General features: G+C 23.9%; 22 protein-coding genes. 21 read left to right on the forward strand and 1 reads right to left on the reverse strand.

Going from position 1 to position 20133, the window contains the following annotated elements; translation table 11 throughout:
• The first annotated feature begins 48 nt into the window (after positions 1-48).
• From ACTG46_RS19445 to ACTG46_RS19545, 21 genes are all read left to right on the forward strand, one after another.
• On the forward strand, positions 49-1407 hold the full coding sequence (locus ACTG46_RS19445; protein WP_479924083.1) for a replication initiation protein: 1359 nt from the start codon (positions 49-51) through the stop codon (positions 1405-1407).
• 427 nt (positions 1408-1834) lie between these two features.
• Positions 1835-2038 carry a hypothetical protein gene (locus ACTG46_RS19450; RefSeq protein WP_479924084.1) on the forward strand — a complete coding sequence of 68 codons (204 nt, stop codon included), beginning with the start codon at positions 1835-1837 and terminating at the stop codon, positions 2036-2038.
• Positions 2039-2622: 584 nt separating this feature from the next.
• Entirely contained in the window at positions 2623-3549 is a 927-nt protein-coding gene (locus ACTG46_RS19455) for a hypothetical protein (protein WP_479924085.1), read from the forward strand.
• 18 nt (positions 3550-3567) lie between these two features.
• Entirely contained in the window at positions 3568-3972 is a 405-nt protein-coding gene (locus tag ACTG46_RS19460; protein WP_479924086.1) for a hypothetical protein, read from the forward strand.
• Positions 3973-3987: 15 nt separating this feature from the next.
• Entirely contained in the window at positions 3988-4962 is a 975-nt protein-coding gene (locus ACTG46_RS19465) for an AAA family ATPase (RefSeq protein WP_479924087.1), read from the forward strand.
• A gap of 115 nt (positions 4963-5077) precedes the next feature.
• A complete protein-coding gene (locus ACTG46_RS19470; protein WP_479924088.1) occupies positions 5078-5668 on the forward strand; it encodes a hypothetical protein in 591 nt (196 codons plus the stop codon).
• Positions 5669-5741: 73 nt separating this feature from the next.
• Positions 5742-7235 (forward strand): ATPase, T2SS/T4P/T4SS family, encoded by a 1494-nt coding sequence (locus ACTG46_RS19475; protein ID WP_479924089.1) that lies wholly within the window; start codon positions 5742-5744, stop codon positions 7233-7235.
• Between the two features lie 101 nt (positions 7236-7336).
• On the forward strand, positions 7337-8302 hold the full coding sequence (locus ACTG46_RS19480; RefSeq protein ID WP_479924090.1) for a hypothetical protein: 966 nt from the start codon (positions 7337-7339) through the stop codon (positions 8300-8302).
• Positions 8303-8317: 15 nt separating this feature from the next.
• The gene (locus ACTG46_RS19485) at positions 8318-9256 is read left to right on the forward strand and encodes a hypothetical protein (protein WP_479924091.1); all 939 of its coding nucleotides are present in this window, start codon (positions 8318-8320) and stop codon (positions 9254-9256) included.
• Between the two features lie 29 nt (positions 9257-9285).
• Positions 9286-9519, forward strand: coding sequence for a hypothetical protein (locus ACTG46_RS19490; RefSeq protein ID WP_479924092.1), 234 nt, complete (start codon positions 9286-9288; stop codon positions 9517-9519).
• A 60-nt stretch (positions 9520-9579) separates the two neighbouring features.
• Positions 9580-9801 carry a hypothetical protein gene (locus ACTG46_RS19495; protein ID WP_479924093.1) on the forward strand — a complete coding sequence of 74 codons (222 nt, stop codon included), beginning with the start codon at positions 9580-9582 and terminating at the stop codon, positions 9799-9801.
• A 58-nt stretch (positions 9802-9859) separates the two neighbouring features.
• The gene (locus ACTG46_RS19500) at positions 9860-10354 is read left to right on the forward strand and encodes a hypothetical protein (RefSeq protein WP_479924094.1); all 495 of its coding nucleotides are present in this window, start codon (positions 9860-9862) and stop codon (positions 10352-10354) included.
• Positions 10355-10369: 15 nt separating this feature from the next.
• Positions 10370-11632, forward strand: coding sequence for a hypothetical protein (locus tag ACTG46_RS19505; RefSeq protein ID WP_479924095.1), 1263 nt, complete (start codon positions 10370-10372; stop codon positions 11630-11632).
• A 193-nt stretch (positions 11633-11825) separates the two neighbouring features.
• Positions 11826-12446: a hypothetical protein gene (locus ACTG46_RS19510; protein ID WP_479924096.1), complete on the forward strand. Its 621-nt coding sequence runs from the start codon at positions 11826-11828 to the stop codon at positions 12444-12446.
• A 66-nt stretch (positions 12447-12512) separates the two neighbouring features.
• The gene (locus ACTG46_RS19515; protein ID WP_479924097.1) at positions 12513-13682 is read left to right on the forward strand and encodes an Alp7A family actin-like protein; all 1170 of its coding nucleotides are present in this window, start codon (positions 12513-12515) and stop codon (positions 13680-13682) included.
• A 127-nt stretch (positions 13683-13809) separates the two neighbouring features.
• Positions 13810-15378: a zinc ribbon domain-containing protein gene (locus ACTG46_RS19520; protein WP_479924098.1), complete on the forward strand. Its 1569-nt coding sequence runs from the start codon at positions 13810-13812 to the stop codon at positions 15376-15378.
• 212 nt (positions 15379-15590) lie between these two features.
• Positions 15591-16160 carry a hypothetical protein gene (locus ACTG46_RS19525; protein WP_479924099.1) on the forward strand — a complete coding sequence of 190 codons (570 nt, stop codon included), beginning with the start codon at positions 15591-15593 and terminating at the stop codon, positions 16158-16160.
• Positions 16161-16178: 18 nt separating this feature from the next.
• On the forward strand, positions 16179-16727 hold the full coding sequence (locus ACTG46_RS19530; protein ID WP_479924100.1) for a hypothetical protein: 549 nt from the start codon (positions 16179-16181) through the stop codon (positions 16725-16727).
• A gap of 70 nt (positions 16728-16797) precedes the next feature.
• Positions 16798-17412 carry a hypothetical protein gene (locus tag ACTG46_RS19535; protein ID WP_479924101.1) on the forward strand — a complete coding sequence of 205 codons (615 nt, stop codon included), beginning with the start codon at positions 16798-16800 and terminating at the stop codon, positions 17410-17412.
• A gap of 26 nt (positions 17413-17438) precedes the next feature.
• Entirely contained in the window at positions 17439-18020 is a 582-nt protein-coding gene (locus ACTG46_RS19540; protein ID WP_479924102.1) for a hypothetical protein, read from the forward strand.
• 218 nt (positions 18021-18238) lie between these two features.
• Positions 18239-19405 (forward strand): tyrosine-type recombinase/integrase, encoded by a 1167-nt coding sequence (locus tag ACTG46_RS19545; RefSeq protein WP_479924103.1) that lies wholly within the window; start codon positions 18239-18241, stop codon positions 19403-19405.
• 125 nt (positions 19406-19530) lie between these two features.
• Here the strand turns inward: ACTG46_RS19545 and ACTG46_RS19550 are convergent, their stop codons facing one another.
• A complete protein-coding gene (locus tag ACTG46_RS19550; protein ID WP_479924104.1) occupies positions 19531-19929 on the reverse strand; it encodes a transposase family protein in 399 nt (132 codons plus the stop codon).
• Positions 19930-20133: the final 204 nt, after the last annotated feature.

Raw genomic sequence — 20133 nt, forward strand, 5'->3', positions numbered from 1 at the left:
ATGAATAACACATCTAATTTACTTAGTAAAACGAGCCCAAGAGTTTTAATGAAAAATAATGCACTAATACGAGCTAAATATAGTTTAACATTAAATGAAAATAGGATATATTTACTGATACTTTATAAACTTCAAAAATCATGTGATGGAACAATGAGATGTTATATTACTAAAAGTGAAATTAAACAAATTATAAAAAAAACTAATGACCGAACAACTAAGAATATAACAGAACTATTATCAAGTCTTAGGGTTAAGCCAATTCATTATATTCAAAGAAAAAAATCTAATAAATTGGCATGGGGAGAATGTTCTATAATATCTGATTTCAAATATGATGAAGATATTCAAGCTTTTATTATAGAGAGCTCAAGCACAATTTATGATTTACTAAACAAGTACTTAGAAACTGGATATACACCAGCTAATCTAGCTGTTTTATTTAGTCTTAGTAATTACTATGCACAGAGACTCTATGATTTAATAAGATTATGGAGTAATAAAAAAAATGTAATTACTTATAAAATAGAAGAGTTGAAAGAATATTTAATGCTAGAAGATAGCTATCCTCAGTATGGTAATTTTAAAAGGAGAATAATTGTACCAGCAATAGATGCATTAAATAAAACAGGTCTTTTTGAAATAGATTTTAAAGAAAGAAAAGAAGGAAAAAAAGTAGTATCAATAGATTTTATTGTAAAAGATTTGGACAAAAGAACATATGAATTCAATAAAGATATAATAGAGAACATGAATTTAATAGAACTTGAAAGGGCTATAGAAGAAAAAGAGTCTATTGAAACAATACCTGAAGAAGAATTTATTAAATTAAATAAAGAACTTTTAGATAAAGATTCTGAAAGAAAAAATGTATACTTAGATAAATTTAAAGAAGATGAATATATAATAAAAGATGTTGAGTTCACTGAAATTAAAGAAGAAGATAATGAAAAAGTAGTTAAAAAGCATAAAACAAAAAATAAAAAAGCTAATTCTAAAGTGAAAGAAGAATTCTTTGTTCCAGAACCTGATATATTTACAAAAGGGACAATAAGATTATTTAAAAAGGATTTTGCAGATTTTGATTTTAAAGAAAAAAAATATGCAGATATTTTAGATAAAGCAATAGCTATAGTATTGGAAAAAGATGATACAGATATTATAGCTACACAATCATACGAATATTTCAAATCAACACTTTATAACTTGCTCAGTGATTATATAGTTAAAGAAGAAGAAGAACTAAAGCATAAAAAAGAAATGGAAAAGTATTGGAATACTGATATTGATATTAAGACAAATAATAGAGAGATTGATTTAACTAGGGAACCAGTTATAAATGAAAATCTAAAAAAGCGTTTATTTGATAGTGGCTTTGTAGATGAAAATGGATACTACTATAAGTAAAAATACAATGTATAAAATAATATATTTTAAAGATATATAAAATTAAATAATAATAAGAGAGAGAATCTGAAATAGATTCTCTTTTTTATTGTTATTTAATAAATGATATATATAGATAATATACAAATATATAAATATATATTGTATCTATAAATATAAAATATATTATATATTTATAAGAAAGGAGAATATGAAATTTTGATTAAAATAAATAAATTAGATAATAAATATGAATTATATATAAAAGTTATTAATATCATAGAAATTTTATATTTAATTTTGATATTTATATACTCAATATATATAGGTATTATGGGTAAAAGTTCAATTTTGAGTTTGTATTTATTTATAATAACTATATATATAATTTCTATAATATATATTTGTAAACATAGTTTGAAAAATAAAATAAATAAGAGGGATAAAAATGAGATATAGGGAAAGAAAAATAGAATGTGCCAATAAAGAACTTAAAAATTCGGTATTATTAATTATTATCAATATACTATCATTGATATTATTACATAATGTAATAGATAATTATAATCTAATTGATTTTGAAAAAGAAATAATGAGCTTATTTGAATTAATTTATTTTTTATGTATGACTATTTTAATTTTAAAAGAATAAAAATAGCTATTTGTAGAATGGAGGATATTTATGTATTATAGAAAACTTATGATTTTAATAACATTTGCATTAATAGTTCAAGTACTGTTATATCTATATGTAATTGCAATTATGGTACTTTGAATCTTTAGGTATAAGCAAAAGATGTCCCAGTAGATATAATTTGATTTAAAAATAATTAAAAAAAGATACTAAATTCGACATTATAAACTAAAAAGTACATAGAATGAATACAATGAAAAAGATAGTAAATATTTATAAGTTTACTATTTTTTTCATTGTATAAAAATATAATTTTGAAATAAATTATGATTTCATATAAAAATATTATATGAATATATAATATATATTTCCATATGACTAATATAAATAAATATATATATTAAATATAAATATATATATTATAAATAAAATATACTAATGAAATATATAAATTAAACAATAAACTATTAAGGGAGAATATATATTTCATTATAAAATATACTTATTTTATAAATGGTTATTTTTTATAATATAAAAATAAATAGAGAGGAGAAAGTGAGAATTATAAAAAATATTATGTAAATAACATAGGAGGGAAAGAAGTGAAATTAAAAGTAAGTATAGATAAGGTTAAGGAACTAAATAGTAATAGTAGTAAAAATGCGAAGAAAATATTTTTCTTAATAGCTTTATGTATATTAATAATAGGCTCAAATATAATTTCTAATGCATTACTTAATAAAACAGTTGATATTGTGACCTTTAAAACAGCTTTACCTCAAGATGCAAGAGTTACTGAAAGTAACATGGTTAAAACAAAAATGGTAAAAGCTGAGTATGAAAAGCAAGGAATAATGAAGTTTAGCGATGGAAGTAAAAAAAGAACTATTGTTTTATGGGAAGACAGAAATAAAATTAAAAATGCATATGCATCTTATTATATTAGACAAAACACACCAGTTCATTGGGATTCTTTAAGTAAAGACACTCCAAAGCAATTAGCTTATTTATACAAAATGGATGGAGAATTATTAAAACTAGATATAAAAGCAGACCAATTTGGAGAAATGTTAGTCCCTGGTGACAAAATAAATGTTCGAGCTGCATATACAGACCAAGTATATACTTTACCAAGTGAAGAAGCTTATAAAATGCAACAAGAAGCTGGTATTCAACCAAATACTGCTATCCAAAGAAAAGTAAAATTATTTAATAATGCAGTTGTCATAGATATCTTAAATAGCGATGGTGCAAGTATATTTGATATTTACTACAAATTATTAGCTTTACCAAAAACAAAACAACAGGAAATAATAGCCACTGAAGATTTCAAAACTAGTGTTAAACCAGTCCAGATTTTATTAAATGTAACAGAAGAAGAAGCAGATAATTACATGGATATAGAAGCAAAAGGAGCAAATTATATGATGACTCTTCTTCCTCGAACAAATGGAAATATTATAACAGATGCTCTTAATAATTTACAAACAGGTTTTACAAGAGAAAGTAGTTCAAGTGATAAAAAATAAAAAGTATAGGTGAATGTAATGTTAATAAAGTTAGATATTACAGAAAAACAATTAAAAGAAGTATTGCTTCCTGGAGATAAAATAAAAGTTAGTATATTAAGTAAAAATAAGGTAACAAAAACATGTGATAGTGCAATAGTTATAGATATTTTAAATGACAATGGGACAAGTATATTTGATGTTTATTATGAACTATTTACACTTTCAAGAAAAAAACAGGAAGAGCTATTTTTAAATAATGATTTTCAAAAAAATATTGTACCATCAAATATATTATTGAAAGTAAACAAATTAGGTTATCTTGACTACAATAACATAAAAAAAGAGGAATTAAGTTATGAAATAACATTGTTAAATGAGATAGAAGAAAATATTGTATTAAAAGCTCTTAATGATTTGAAAAAAAGATTTTCTGATAAGTAATGAAGGAGAGATATAATGAGTAATTTAAGCAAATTGATAGGTATAATGTCAGGTGGAGGAAATAATAATATTTCAGAAAAATTACTATTCAATAAAGTGATTGGTTTTAAAGGTATGGTTCCAGGGACAGGTACATCTACTATAGTACAAAATGTAGCTATAGCTCTATCAAAAAAAACAACATTGAATATTTGTGTATTAGATATGAATATGCAGTATCCAACTCAATATTCATACTTGATGAAAGATGGTAATAAAACAACATCACAAAAAGATATACTTGATTATTCAGGTGATATAGCAGAAGTTACTTCACAAACAAAATATAAAAATATATATTTAATAGATTTTAGAGAACGAACAATAGCTGATATGTTTTCATCTAGAGATAGTGATGTTATTTTAGCAGAAATGATTGATACATGTAAGACATCTTTTGATGTAATTTTGATTGATTTATCATCTTATGAATTAACTAATATGAATACTAGAGCTGCTATAAAATGCAATAAAATAATTAGTGTAGCAGACCAAAGTATAAAATGTTTATCTAATTTAAAAAAATCATTAAATATACAAGCTACTTTAGCAATACCTTTTTTAAAAGCTAATAAGGTTGTATTAAATAAAGTTTCAGAAGAAGTTTTAGCATTTACTCAAAAAGCTTTTAAAGACATTGAAATGACAATATTAGGTCAAATATATTTTTCTGAAGAGATATTAAAAGCAGGAATCAATGGAAATAAAATATGGGAAGAAAACCCTAGAGAAAATTTTAAAAACTTTTCAGATGTAATAAATAATATTATAGATGAAATTCTAGATATAACACCTAAAAATAACCAATTACTTATAGATAAGGATAAATTAGAGGAAAAAGAAATAAATGAAACTGAGGTAAAAGAAAGCTTTGAAAAAATTAAAAGTCATGGAAAAAATAAGGATAATGAGGATTTAAATACTTTTGAAGATAAAATTATAGAAATTTAAGAAGAAAGGTTAAATAATGGCAGGGAAAATTATACTTATTATTAGTATTATTTGTGCTCTAATTTTAATTTATATTATTCAAAAACTATATAAATATTTTAGAAGTAAAAGCATAGTGAAGGATAAGAAAGATATAGTAGAAATAGAACAACAAATAGATAACAGACAAGAATGGTTTGAAGTAGAAGACAATCAGGAAGCTTTAAGAGAAATAAAAACAAAATTTCCTGCATTTAATAGAGAAGAATTAGAAAATGAATTATCATCATTTATATTTTTATATTTAAAGTATATAAATAACGATAATAATGAGCTATTTAAGTGTGTTAAGTGTACTAGTAATGTAGAAAATTATATAGAGCATAAGAAAATAAATTTAAATAGACATATTTATTTTAATAAATTAACATTTTTAAGTATGGGAATTAGAGGTTTTGTATGTTTTGATGATTGCTCAATAATAAAAATAAAATTAGTGTTATCAAGTGAAGATAATGAATCAGTAAAAATATATAATACTCAAATACCAATAGTTCAAAAACATATTTATGAAATAGATTATAAGATTCTAACAAAAGAATATTCATTTAGATGTAGTAAGTGCAATTTAATTACAATTAATAAAGAAAAATGTGTATGTGGAGGTGATATAAAGAAATATAATAAAAAAGTTATTAGTAACTTTAAAAATTTAAAAGAAATATAAGTATGTTGATAGATAAAGAAGTGTTGATAGATAAGGATGTGTTGCTTAAAGTTGCAAATAGCGAGGTGATACTTTGTTATCTGCTAAAAGTATATTTAAGCTTCAGAGCGATTTTGGAGTATATAAAAAAGATGATACTGATTTCTCAAAAAATGATGGAATTGCATTTGAGGAATATTTAAGTCAATGTAGGACTGTAATTTCTAGACAATTAACAAAAGAATACTATGAATCATCAGATGAAAAAAAATATAAAATTATGATACAGAAAATAAATGATTATGTTAATGAACATCAAATAAATGTGAAAGGATACATAGAAAATGGGAGATTAAATACACATTTATTATTAGAGGATGTATCAGCAGCAATATCTGGAGAATCAGTATTAAAAAAGGCTTTAGAAGATGAGTCTATTGATGAAATTGAAATATTAGATTATTTAACTATAAATGTTCAAAGAAAAGGATTATGGTATCCATATTTAGATGAACATGGTAGAAGAATAACTTTTCCATCGCCTCAAGAAGTTAAAATGACCATTTTAAGATTGATAGATGATGGAACAGGAACAGTGCCTCAATTTACAGATGGATATCCTATATTAAATGCTAAAACAAAAAAAGATAAATATCGTGTGAATGCTGTACACAGCTCTTTAAATGCTAGAGGAACTGGTAAATATGATTTTCCAATTGAAACTATATCTATTCGTAAATTTAAAAAAATAAAAATGAGTATTGAAGATATAGTGAAAAGTGGAGCTTGTAGTGACGAAATGGCTGAATTTATAAAGTTAATTGGACGAGCAGGAAACATGAGATGTTTTTGTATAGGAAAAACAAACTCAGGAAAAACAACATTACTTAATAGTTTAGCAAAAGAAATCCCTAAAGATAAGAAAAAGATTTTTATACAAAATCCTACAGAAGTGTTTATGACTGAAAGAGATGAAGAAGGTATAAATCAAAATAGAGTTGTTCACTGGGAAGTAAATTCAACTGCAATAGATGATGATTCTGAAACAGTTGGAACAATGGCTAATTTAGTTTCAAATTCTTTACGTGCTTCACCAGATGCCATTCTTCCAGGCGAATGTAGAACACCGAAAGAGTTTTTTCAAATATACAGAGCTTGTTTAACTGGACATATAGTTATGAGCTCATTCCATTCAGGTAGTGCTAGAGAAGCTATGTTTAGAATGGCATCAGAGATATCAAAAGAAACCAAATGTTCTCAAAAAGATAGCTTGATAGATGTGGCAAATGTAATAGATTTCTTTATAACTCAGACTATATATGATAGTACTGGTGAAAGAAAGATACTTGGAATTACAGAGGTTTGTGGAGTAGACGAAAATGGAAATCCAATATTAAATGATATATTTACATTTAAAGAAGATGAAGTAGTAACAGATGAAAATGGAAATAAGAAAATGCTAGGAAACTTTATTCAAACAGGATATATAACAGATAAAGTAAAAACAAACTTTATCAGGGGAGGAATATCAAAAAGAGAATTAGAGAAATTTGTTAAACCTTCAGATGATACAACTAAAGTTTCATAAAGTATAGAACTTTATAGTAGATAATAAATGTTATCCAATAAATAGCTTTATTAAAAACTTAATTAAAACAGGAGAGTTAAGACTATAAAGAAGGTGGAAGAATGTTTGAGATAATATTTAAATTAAGTATGTCATGTATAGTAATTACAGTATTTGGGTTTTGTGTAATGTACAATAAAAAATTAATAAACCTATTGGAAAAATCAAAGATATCGACAAATAAAATATTCCAAGAAAAGTTTGGAGAGAAATTAAGACAACTAAGTAGAGATACAGAGAGAAAAGCTAATATAAATAAAAATACATTAAATTATAAACTGTATACTTATTTTAAAGATATAATAGAAAATTTAGATATGGAAAAAGATAATGTAACTCCTTCTGGATTAGTAATATTTATAGCAAGTCTTTCTTTTGTATTTTCAACGATATTTTCAGTACTAGTAAATTCAGTTAACCTTACACTACCTATGTTTTGTGCATTCTTTTATTTAATTTTAGTTGTATTTAAGTTTATGTCATTGACTAGATATGAAAAGAAAGAAGCTCAAATAATGGATATGACAGATTTATTAGTATCTGATGTAAGGGGAGGGGTATTTAATGCTATAAGAAGATATAAAAATTCTTTTCATCCTAATTTACAAATATATGTAAATGAATTTTTAGATGATATAGATAATAAATCTTATAGTTTTGAGAAAGCAATTAAAAAACTAAATGATAAGCTTGGACATAATTTTACAGAGTTTTGTATAATTGCTATTTCCTATGAAAGTAAGGCAGATGAGCACTCTGAATCAGAATTTTCTATTGTCATGGAAACTAATGCAGAAGTTAGAAAAACTAGAGAAGAAAATAATAAAATATTTAATGAAAGAAAAATACAAATTATAGCATCAATGATTTTAATAGGTGCATATTGTGTGTTTAGTATTTATGAAGACCGTTTTATGATGAATTTCTTCTTAAATAATACTTTTGGAAAACTGTCTCTGGTTGTTGATGTTGGATTGGTTGCTTGGTCTTTAGCATATTTAACATCTGTTAAATCACAGTCATTGTAAGGGAGGTTATAATAGTTGATAAATTCAATAATTATTAAAAATCTTATCTTATATTCTTTCTTAGTGGTGACAATTTGGGGAATTTTGAAAGAAAACAATCTAATAGGTGTGACTAAAGGAACTAAAAAAGCTAGAAAAGATGTTAATAAAATTAAATATGATGTTTATAAAAGAAAAATAATAGTTAATTTTTTAAACTTTTGCGACTGGATAACTGATAATATAGGACAAGTCCCTTCAGACTATAATATAAAAGAAATGAAATATAGAGTAGATAGAGCAAAGCTTTATATAGATACAAATAAAAGAAATATAAAACCAACAGAATTAATAGGTCTGTTTAGAGGATTATTCCTTTTAGGTTTATTATTAACTGGTTTAAGTTTAATTTTAACTACAGGTCCTAAAGGATATTTATTTTTAATACTATGTTTCTCAAAACAAATTTTCCTATTATTTGTTGATAGCATGATAGAAAATGAGGACAAAAACTTGGAAGAAAAATTTCCAAATCTGTATTTAAAATTATATAGTAAGTTAGTAAAAAGACAACATGCAAATCTAGCACCAGCATTAGATGAGTATATAAAGTCTTTGGAATTTGTACCAAATAAAGAAAATTATAAAGCAATAAAAAACTTTGCGATTGTTTATCGTAACAATATAGAACTATACTCTGATGAAAGTATGGCTACAGCTAAATTAAAAGATTTATATAAATCTTCTACAGTAGTGAATTATTGTAATGTAGCTCAACAGTCATTAAGGGGTGTTGATAATAGGGTAAAGTTAGGAGAATTAAAAACAGAACAATCTATGAAAAGAAGAAGCTCTGTTAAAAAAAATGGTCAGAGATTGGCAAATAAAGGTGCAAGAGCTTTGATAGTGATTTATATAATACTGGCTAAATTTGTTATACTTTCATGGGTAGCAAAAGTAGCTATGATTAGATAAGAGTAAGTTATATAAAAGCAGGTGTTTTTATGAAAAAAGCATTAATAACTATTTTTATAGTAGTTGCAATTCTTGTTTTCGCAGCTAAAAGCTTTAATTTTGGGTTTGGTAAAAATGGATTATTAGAAACAGGTATAAATGCAGTTGGAGGAACAGTGAATTCGGTATGGCAGAAAATAGCTGGTTCTAGTAATGGTAAGATAGTTAATGAATATAAAGGTGAAGATAATACAGGTCTTGATGATGCTACATCAGGTTGGTAGAATTCAATTTAATATGAGGAAGGTACAAGTTTATACTTGTACCTTTAAGGAGTGATGAACTTGATAGTAATATCATTAAAAGAAGCTTTTATGTGGGTCTTTATGTTAACAATGTCAGTATTATTATTTACTTTTGTAATTGAAAGCAAACCCTTAATGTGGAAAGAGATAGAAAAAGCAACACAAAATTCATGGTCTATGAGTACTATGCATGATGGAAAGGATATAGACCTAGAACTGGGGAAAATATTAGAAGATACTGCTGATTTAACAACAAAATAAAGAGCATATAAGCTTTTTAACTAGTAAAAAATTATTAAGTTAGGAAGTGATTATAAAAGTGTTTTCCTATAAACCAGTATGGCTTGTATTTAAAGTATTAGCTTTTTCAATGGTGCTAATGACCTTATTAAATATAGGTATAGTTTTTGTAGATACTTTATCTGTGTACACGAAATTAGAGCCTTTGGCAGTTGTGATGCAAAATGAAGTATCAAGAAATAATTGTGTACCCAAGGCTATAACACCACTTTTTGAAAGGCAACTAAATGCAGTTGTAGAACAATCAAGTGTGGCAACAAAGATAGTTTCTAACATAAAAAATAATGTAATAATAGAAAACAAACAATACCCAGCGATAGATGAAGAGCATGTTAAGGATTATGGAGATATACAAACATTAGCTATATCAGTTACAATGCAACCAGCAGGAATAAGTATGGTAGAACATGGTGGAGCTGACAATAATGATGGTTCTCTTCTATTTAAACGTAACGATTTTGAATATCCATTAAATTTTATATATCAGGTTCCTTGTTTGAGATATTTAAAATAGAAAGAGGTATTAAAAATGTTTAAGGCAAAAAATTTATTGGTTATTTTTATTATAAATTATTTGTTAATAATAATAGTCTCTTCAATAATTGATTTATGGTATGCTAATCAATATTCAAAAGAGCTACAAATAATAGTTAAAACTGCTGCTGATATGGCATTAGAACAAACTCAAGCAACTGATGATTTTTTTATAGATTCAAGTACAAATACAAATTTAAAAGCTTATAAAATGAAATTCCCTTCAAATGATGGAAATTTCAAGGAATTAACAGTTTATGATGGTATTTATAATAAAAAAGAAAATATTGAGGGAAATCGTAATGAAATATTTTTAGAGTTATATGATAATGAAGATTTTAAAAATTTTACTAAAAAGTGTGGGAATATAAGAACCTCTATACACTATTGGAATACCAATAAAACAGGTATGTTATGGTATACAATGCCTAGAATAGCACAAATAGGTACAAATTTATTACCTGCTAGTGTAAGCAGCACAGGCATAAAATATGAAAATTCATATGTAAATACAGATGTTGAAGAGAATTTGTATAAAGAATATGGTTTTGATAGACATAGAAAAGAAAATGGATTATCTGAATATTATACTACACCAATCAGTCTTGGTATTACATATTTGAATAAAGAGTTTTTAGGAACACTATTTATGAATAACATGGATTTATTGATGAGAACAAAATATGATAAAGCTAATTGGAATCTAAATATAGAAAAAGGTGGAAATGGGGTACTAAAAGGTGAATATTACAAAGATACAATAACAAATGATTTAGAAAGTGAAAATCCTATTAATAATGGTGTTTTTACATTAATCAGAGGAAAGGAATCTACAAAAGGAAATTCAACAGTAAAAACTTTTCCAGGGATTACTCCTAAGATACAATATAAAGTAATTGATATGTATGATAAACAAAATGATGTTTTGTTAACATATTTATTTGGTGCTAAAAAAACTACAGAAGAAGGTAGATATTTTGAATCAAAAGCAGATTATTTAAAAGAATTAGATAAGGAAGTATTAGACCCTATGACTGGTTTACCTTATAAAAGTAAACCAATCGTAATTGCAAAGGTAACTTTTTATGCTGATGTTATAATTCAATATACATCTATAACATCAAAAGGGATGAGAAGTTCTTATGGAGATAAAGAAAGCAACTTTTTAGATATAGTTAGGAAGAATACTACTGGTATTAAAGGAAAATCAGGAAGTGATTTATTTAGTTATACAAGATATTTTGCAGTAACTCCATAATATATAAGCTACTATATTTAAAAAACTATAGTAGCTTATTATATTTATAAAAAATAATAAGTATTATATAGAATACATTTAGATAAAAATTATACTTATATTATTAATACATATATATTAACAATATAAGTATATATTATAAAATTCAAACTAAATATAGATTTATATTATAGTGTATAAGAAAGGAGATTATATGTCTGATAAGAATTTAATTTTATTAACAGAAGATGGAATAGTATCTACAGCTTATTTTATTAAAAATAATGTGTATCCAAGAATGGTATTTTTTGATATTATGGATTTGATAGATAGAATGCCATATTTAACACAAAATGACCATGTATTAATAGTAATAAAAGGTTTATGTGATTTTACAAAAGAAGAAGTACACTTGTTATGTAAATATTTTGATAAAATTAAAAACAATATAGGAAGTTTTGTTATACTTAGTAATATTGAATTAGATATAAATGAATATTATTTCTATCAAGGCGACTTGTTTTATGGTAAAATAAAAGAAGTTAAAAATAGAATGTCATATATATCAAACAAAAACATTAAAGTATCTGAAAAAATAATGAAATTTATGATAAATAAAAGAAATAAAGAAAAAATAGATATGATAAAAGAGGATATAGAAGACAATATATATAATATCAATAATATATTAAAAGGATATTTAGTATTTAATAATAAAGTTGATATAGATATATTTGAAAAACAAAATAAAACTATTTTTTTGGATACAGATATAGAAAAAGAAGAGAATAATAAATATTGTTCAGAAATTTTTAAAATAAATTTATTTAAATAATATAATAATGTAGTATAATAATATATAGAAAACTAAAATAAAGAAAAAAATAATGGAGGATTTAGAATGAGATTTGAAAAAATAGGAATATGTATTGATGCAGGAAATTCTGAATCAAGAATAACAGTTTTTTATGATAATGACACAAAAGAGGAAATTATTAGATTTAGAAATAGTTTTGCTTGGGTGCCAAAAGATTATGTTATACCAGGAACCTATAAAAATAATGAATCAACAGTTTTAACAATTGAAAATGAAGAATATGCTAATGGTTTATTGGCAATTAGTGAATTTGAAGATGTTTTAGAAAGACCTTTAACACTTCATCCAAAACATAACCAAGACTCAACTTTAAGAACATTGAGTTTATCTTTTATTAAAGCGATAATGTTTGTAGCAAATTATTACAAGGTTGGAATAGATGAATTAGATGTAAGTATTGATGTATCCATTTTATTACCACCACTTGAAATGTATTATGAAGATTCATTAAAAACATTAATATCTGGGATAAATGCTGTAAGTCTAGTGTTACCATATAAAATGGATAAGCAATTTAAAATAGAAAATATATCTGTTTTTCCTGAAGGATTAGCTGCTTGTATTGGAGTTCTATATTATGAAGACGAAAAAGATGGAAAAGTTCTTGAAGTAGTTGCGAACAAAAAGTTTTTAACAGGTATATTAATGATATTAGACATAGGTGGAGGGTCAACAGATGTTTCAATTTTAAGAAATGGTAAAGTTATAGATAAGAGTCATAACACATTTAGAATTGGTGGAAATACAGTAAAATCTATGGTAGCTAAAGTTGTAAGTATGAAACATAACTATAGTATGACGGAAGAAGAAAAGGAAGCTGTGCTAAAAAATGGTTACTTAGTTATTGGAGATAATAAAAAGATAGATTTACTTGAAGATATAAAAATAGCTAAAAAGAAATATGCAGATATGCTTATAAAAAGCTTAAATGAACATCTTGAAGGAATAAATATAAAAATAGAGTCTTTAAAAGGAGTTTTAATAGTAGGTGGAGGAGCTTTAGATATTGAAGAAACTGTTAATGAAAATGGAGTTCCAAGCAAAAAAGTATTGAGTGAATCAATGGCAAAACCTGTAGTTGACCATTTAAAAAAATATAATGATTCAATTTCTGAGGTTAGCTTAAATGGAATAGATGCTAGACTTGTAAATCTTAAAGGTCTAGGGTTAATTCATAAACATAAATTATTATAAATAAATTTAATAAAAAGATATATATAATATAAATTTAATAAAAAGAGAGATATATATAAATATAATATATACTCTCTTTTTTTATATATAAATATATATCTATAATTTTTATAAAGGTGGTGTTTATGTGATATTAATAGCTGGTACAGAATTAGGTAAAGAAAATTTACCATTTTCAGATTTAATTAATTATTCTTTAGAGAATGATTTAGATATTTTAATTATAAAATTAAATACAATTGCAAGGACTGGTAGTTATATCAAGATATATTTAAATGAAAAGTTCAAAGAAGATACTAAACATATAAATATTGATGAAAACAAATTATTGTTTTTTAAAAATGATATTGAATTATTAGATTTATTGAGCTTTTCACAAGAAAATGAGGAAAAAGAAGAATTATTCAAAGATATAGATATAGATAATTCAGAAGAAGAAATAAAAGAGATAGAATATGATGAAATAGACATTAATGACAATATAAGCCTACCAGATTTTGGTGGAGATATAGATGCATTAAAAGTTAAAGTAAGGGGCTTAGAAAGGACTATAGAGGATAAAGAAGAATTATTAAAAGAAAAAAATTTAAAAATAGAAGAAATATCTGATTCTAATAATAAAATGATAAAAAAAATGAATCTAGAAATAGAAAAGCAGAAAAAAGAATTAATTGAAAAAGAAAAAAACATAAATAATGAAATTGATGGACTGAAAAAAGAAATAGATTCAAAGAGTAAATTGATATCTGAATTATCTCAGAAAGAAAAACAAGTAGAAATAGAAAAAAATAAAGAAATAAATGAGTTAAAAAAAGGCATAGAAGAATTAAATAATTTAATAGAAATTAAGCAAAAGGATATGGATATTCTTGTAGAAGCACATAAAGAAAAGATAGTTGAGATAGTTAATGAAAACAAAGATAAAATAGATAAAGCAAATGAAAATATAACTATCCTTCTAAATAAGTTAGAAAAAGAAAGACATAAATATACTCAGACACAGTTAAATTTCCTAAAGTACTATAGAATGGCTGATACATATAATGCTTCCTCTAAAGTAGAATTTGATGAGGATGAAAAAAAGGTATTATTAGGCATGAAATCAAAGTTACATATATTTGTTGCAGGAACAGATAATAGTTTAGTTGATTTAATTGAGGAATTTATAGGATTAATGGATAAAAAGAACCTCTTAGTAGTAGATTTTACAAATATACTTTATTTTAGAAATGCAGTTTTTAAAGCAAATGGTAAGAAGCATTCATTGTTATTGAATACTAAAGATATTAAAGTAGAAGAGCTAATTAAACCAATTGGGAAAAGTGAATATATAACAACCAGCATTTTTAATGATATAACATTTTTGACTATGGATTGGTTTAAAATTATAAAGAAATTAATGGACTATAGTGATGGAAAAGATATTGTATTTTTATTTAATAATATTTCTAGTTTTTCAGTTAGACATACTATATCTAAATTAGCTTCAGCTGGAGAATTAGATATATTTATAAAATGTAATCCCATTTACTTATCTAATATGTTAGGATTATTAAAATTTATTCCTAGTGAAAGAATTAAATTAATTGTAATGCAATATATAGATGTTACTAAGACACTAGTAGATATGTTAAAGAAAGAATATAAGCTTTTTGCATTTAGCCAAGAAATTATATGGAATGACTTGAACTTGTAAAAAGAAGAATAACATATGTCTAATTGTATTAATGACATAAACTTATAATTATGATAAAAGAGAGAATGTGTGTAATCAAAGATTATACACATTTTTTTTAATAAATCTAGTTATTAATTTACTATGGTATTTCAAGAGCATCATGGACCTGTAAAAATTATGATATTATATACTCAAAATTTTAAAGAGCTTTTAACTTAAGGAGGGTATGCATGAATACGAAACAAAAAAATATGATTATAAACATTACTGTTCCTATTTTTGCAATATTTATAATTTTATTTATCTATTTTATGTTGTTTATAAGTTTGAAAAATTATTCAAATTCTTCAATAGCCTATGAAGAAAAAGCTAGTTTAGATAGATATAGATTAGATTTTAAATTAGAAGATAAAATTATATCATGTATTGAGTCTAAAAAAAGTTTAAATTTAGAAGCAATGTTAGAATCTGATTTTTATGAATTAGAAGTTTATTCTTCTTATCATTTGTTAGAGAATGTTAATTCCACTTATCACATGCTAGAAAATATTAAATCTAAACTGGACCTTAAAAATTTACTTTATAGAATTAAGGCAGTAAATGGAGGAATACCAAGGGAAGATTTCAATTATTTTGTATTCTATGATAGAAATCATAATGTTGTTAAAGTGATGGCCTTAAATAAAAAATATGATTTTTTAGATGGAGGAAACTATAGTAGTTATTTATTAGAAGATACTGTTTTTAACTTTGAAGAGATACAAGATTCTGATGAAACTGTTTATAAATTAAATAATTAACTTTAAGGAGATATAATGATGGGAAAAAAGAATATAAGTGTCTATAGTTTTAATCTTATAATAATTATTATTTTATCGATTTTTTTTATATTTACTTGTGTAGTAGTAGGCAAAGCTGCTAGCTCAAATAAAGCTGCTAAAAATAAAAATAACATTTCAAGAGAAGTATATTTAAGAGAGAGAAATTTTAATATAGATTTGCAACTAGAAGAAAAAATAGTATCAGATATTAAAAAAAATAAAAAAATGAATTTATCAAAACTAAATTTTGATTTTGATAAATTATGTATCTATTATTCATATTCTATGCTAGAGCGTTTTAGTCAAATAGCTACAATAAGCCGTTCAAGGGTTGTAAAAATATATGACGAAGAAATTCCAAGAAAAGGTTTTAGCTTTATAGTATTTGTAGATAAGGACTATAACCCAGTTAAAAGTATAACCCTAAATAAAAAATATGATATATCAGAAAATAGAAGTTATAAAGAAATTCTAAGAAAAGATGCAATATTCGAATTTGAAAAAGTTGGCGATAAAAGCAATGAAAAGTACAAATTGAAAAAATAAAGGGATGAGGTTGTGAAGCCACATATAAGTACCATACTATTATAATGATAAAAATGAAAGGGGATATTATATGAGATTTAAAGAGGAAAAAAAAGAAAATAGCAATAATAATAAAGATTTTTTTAATCTTACAGTATCAGAGTATATGGAGGATTTAAAAAATGATAGTTATCATAAGAGGAAACGTTTGTTTCTTTATGACTATATGAACAGAACTTTTTTACCTTGGCTTGGGGCTATTGTTCTTTTTCTTATACTCTTCTTATATGGATTATTAAATATGGGAAAAATGAGTGATTTAGAGTCAAATAATTTTATAATATCAAGTAAATTGGACTATAAATTAGAGGATACTATTATAAAAAAAATAAAAAACAAAGAGTCTATTAATCTTGGTGACTTGGTTGATATAAGTTTTGATAAAATATCCATTTGTCCATTTAATAGTGAGATGATAGATAAAACATATAAACTATCTATGCCAGATAATAACATATTAGAAGATAACTTTAATTGTATATTATTCAAGGATGAAGATGGTAAAGTTGTTAAAGTATCTCTTTTAAATAAGAAATATAATATTTTAGATGATAGAAGCTTTAAAGAGTTTACAAAAGAAAATGCTATTTTTAAATTAAAGAAAATCCAAAATGATAATGAAAAATATGAATTGGATAAACAATAATATTATAGATAATAGGGAGATAAAGTATGATTAATTATAATTCTAAAAAAGTAATAGATTGTAATGAAAGTGAACGAAGTATAATTTATGAAGTAGCAATAAATGAAGGCATTGAAAAAGCATATAAAGATATGGATAAAAAGTTTAAAATAATAGCAACTATTATGTCAATTTTAATAATATCATTTTCAATATTTAACTTTTATTATCATGTTAAAAAATTAGAATTAGAATCGAAGTTAAATGAAGAAATTAGAAATATAGATTTTGAATTGGAAAATAAAATTATAAATGATATAGAAAATATAGGTGTAGTTGATATGTCAAAGCTAGTTAATTCAAACTTTGATAAAATATCTATATATCCATATAATCCACAAAAAACAAAGGATAATAAAGATTTAGAAGGTAATAAAATAGAAGCCAACTTTAGTTACATGTTTTTTATAGATAAAGATAATCATATTTTAAAAAAGGTCTTATTAAATAAGAAATATGATATTTTAGGTGATAGAAGTTATAAAGAATTTTCAAAGAAGGATTCAATATTTCACTTTAAAAAGGTTATAAATAAAAATGACATACAATATGAATTAATTTATAAGTAAATGATTAAGTTATTAAAATATACATAAGAGATTACTACTAAAAATAAATTTTTTGTTTCTAATAACTAACTTAATGACACAGTTAAGTATCTAGTTTTGATAAAAAATATATTTCTAGTATTAAAGATATTGAAAAATAATGATTAACTATTATATATGTTATAATAAAAATATAAATATTTTAGTTAATAAACAATAAAATTGGGAGAGATATTAAAATGTTGGTAAATGCTTTTGTAAGAAAAAGAAATAAGAATTTTATAGTTTATTTAGAATATCCAGATAATCTAGGAAAAAGAAAGCAAAAAAATATGGGTTCTTTTTCTAAAAAAAGAGATGCAAATAAAAAGTTAAATGAAATTAAGGAAAAGATATATAATAAAGATTTTTCAATTGTAAATGAAATTAATAACTCTAAAAAAGATAAGACTTTATATTCTAATGATATTACTTTTGGAGAATTTGTTTTAGATTTTTTAGAAAGTCATAAAAAAAATATCTGTATAAGTACATATGATAGTTATTCAAGAATATGTAATAATCATATTATAAAACATCTTGGAGAATATAAATTAAGTGAGCTGGCTGCGATACATATACAAGATTATATTGATTTATTATCTGATGATTTAAATCCTAAAACTATACGTGTGCATATAAATATACTTAAACTTGTAATTAAAAGAGCATACAAGCTTAAGTTAATAGATGAAAATCTTATAGATGATATAGAAGCTCCTCGTGCAAAAAAATATAAAAACAATATATATGATAAAGAGCAGATGCTTAATTTAATAGAATCATGTAATAATGCCAATATCGAAATGAAAATAGCAATAAATTTAGCACTAGGATTAGGTTTTAGACTTTCTGAAATATTAGGAATTACTTGGGATAATGTTGATTTTGAGGAGAATACAATACTTATAGATAAAATAACAAGTAGAACAAAAGGTAAGGTTTTATTAAAAGAGCCAAAGACAGAGAGTTCTACAAGAATGGTTTCAGCTCCAAAAGAAATCATGGACCTGTTGAAAGAATGTAAATTGAAACAGATGAAAAATACATTAAAAAAAGGTAGTATTAAAAATAAATATAACCTAGTATTTTTTGATAAAGAAGGTAAACCAATAGCAGAAGATGTTATAAGTAAGAAATTTAATAGATTTTTAAAAAATAATAATTTACCTCATATTAGATTTCATGATTTAAGACATTCACATGTTACTTTACTTATAATGTCAAAAATTCCTATAAATGTAATATCTCAAAGAGTAGGTCATGCTGATATAAGTACAACATTAAATATATATTCACATGTTCTAAAAGAAATGGATAAAGGAGCTTCAGATAAAATTGCTAAAGTTTTATATAAAGCGAATTAAGAGATTTATTTAATATGAGAACAAATGTGCGAAGAAAACAAGCTTTTAAATAAGCATTAGAGAGCTTTCAAATACTTCTTTAATAACCAAGTATCTGAAAGCTTTTTTGTGCCTTAAAATAGATTTTATAGCTTCCTTATGTTTTTTATTGTGCATGTTGAAAGGTTCAGCTCTTTTGAAAGTGTTGCATTTTGTTTTTTTTGTATTGTTAAAGCTTTTGATTTTATATATGTAATTAATCTTATAGTAACCTTATCCCTATAGTGTATAGAATTAAACTGTTGTGTAAAAACATTATTGCACTCTAAGCATCTAAATCTAAAAGCTTTTATTATAATCATAACATTTTTATTTGAAATGTTTATATCTCTAGCTCTTCTTTCAATTCTAGCATGTTTTGTTAAAGCTCCACCACAAACAGGGCATGAATAAGGATAATACTTGGGGATTACATAAAATATTATCTTATCTAAAGTTTCTACTTTATCCATAACAGTAAATTCTGGTAAATTTAATTCATCCATAGTAAAATATATTCCTTTCAAATATTTGTAACATCATATATATCTGTACAATTATATAAATATATATGTTAATAAATATATATTATTAGATATCATATATTAATTAACATATATATAATTAATATATTTATATACTAATAATAATGAGCCTATAAAATAATATTGTTTTTATAGGTTTATTTTTATTTTCAAAAATACAAATAT

This window comes from Clostridioides sp. LIBA-7678, from assembly GCF_056716065.1.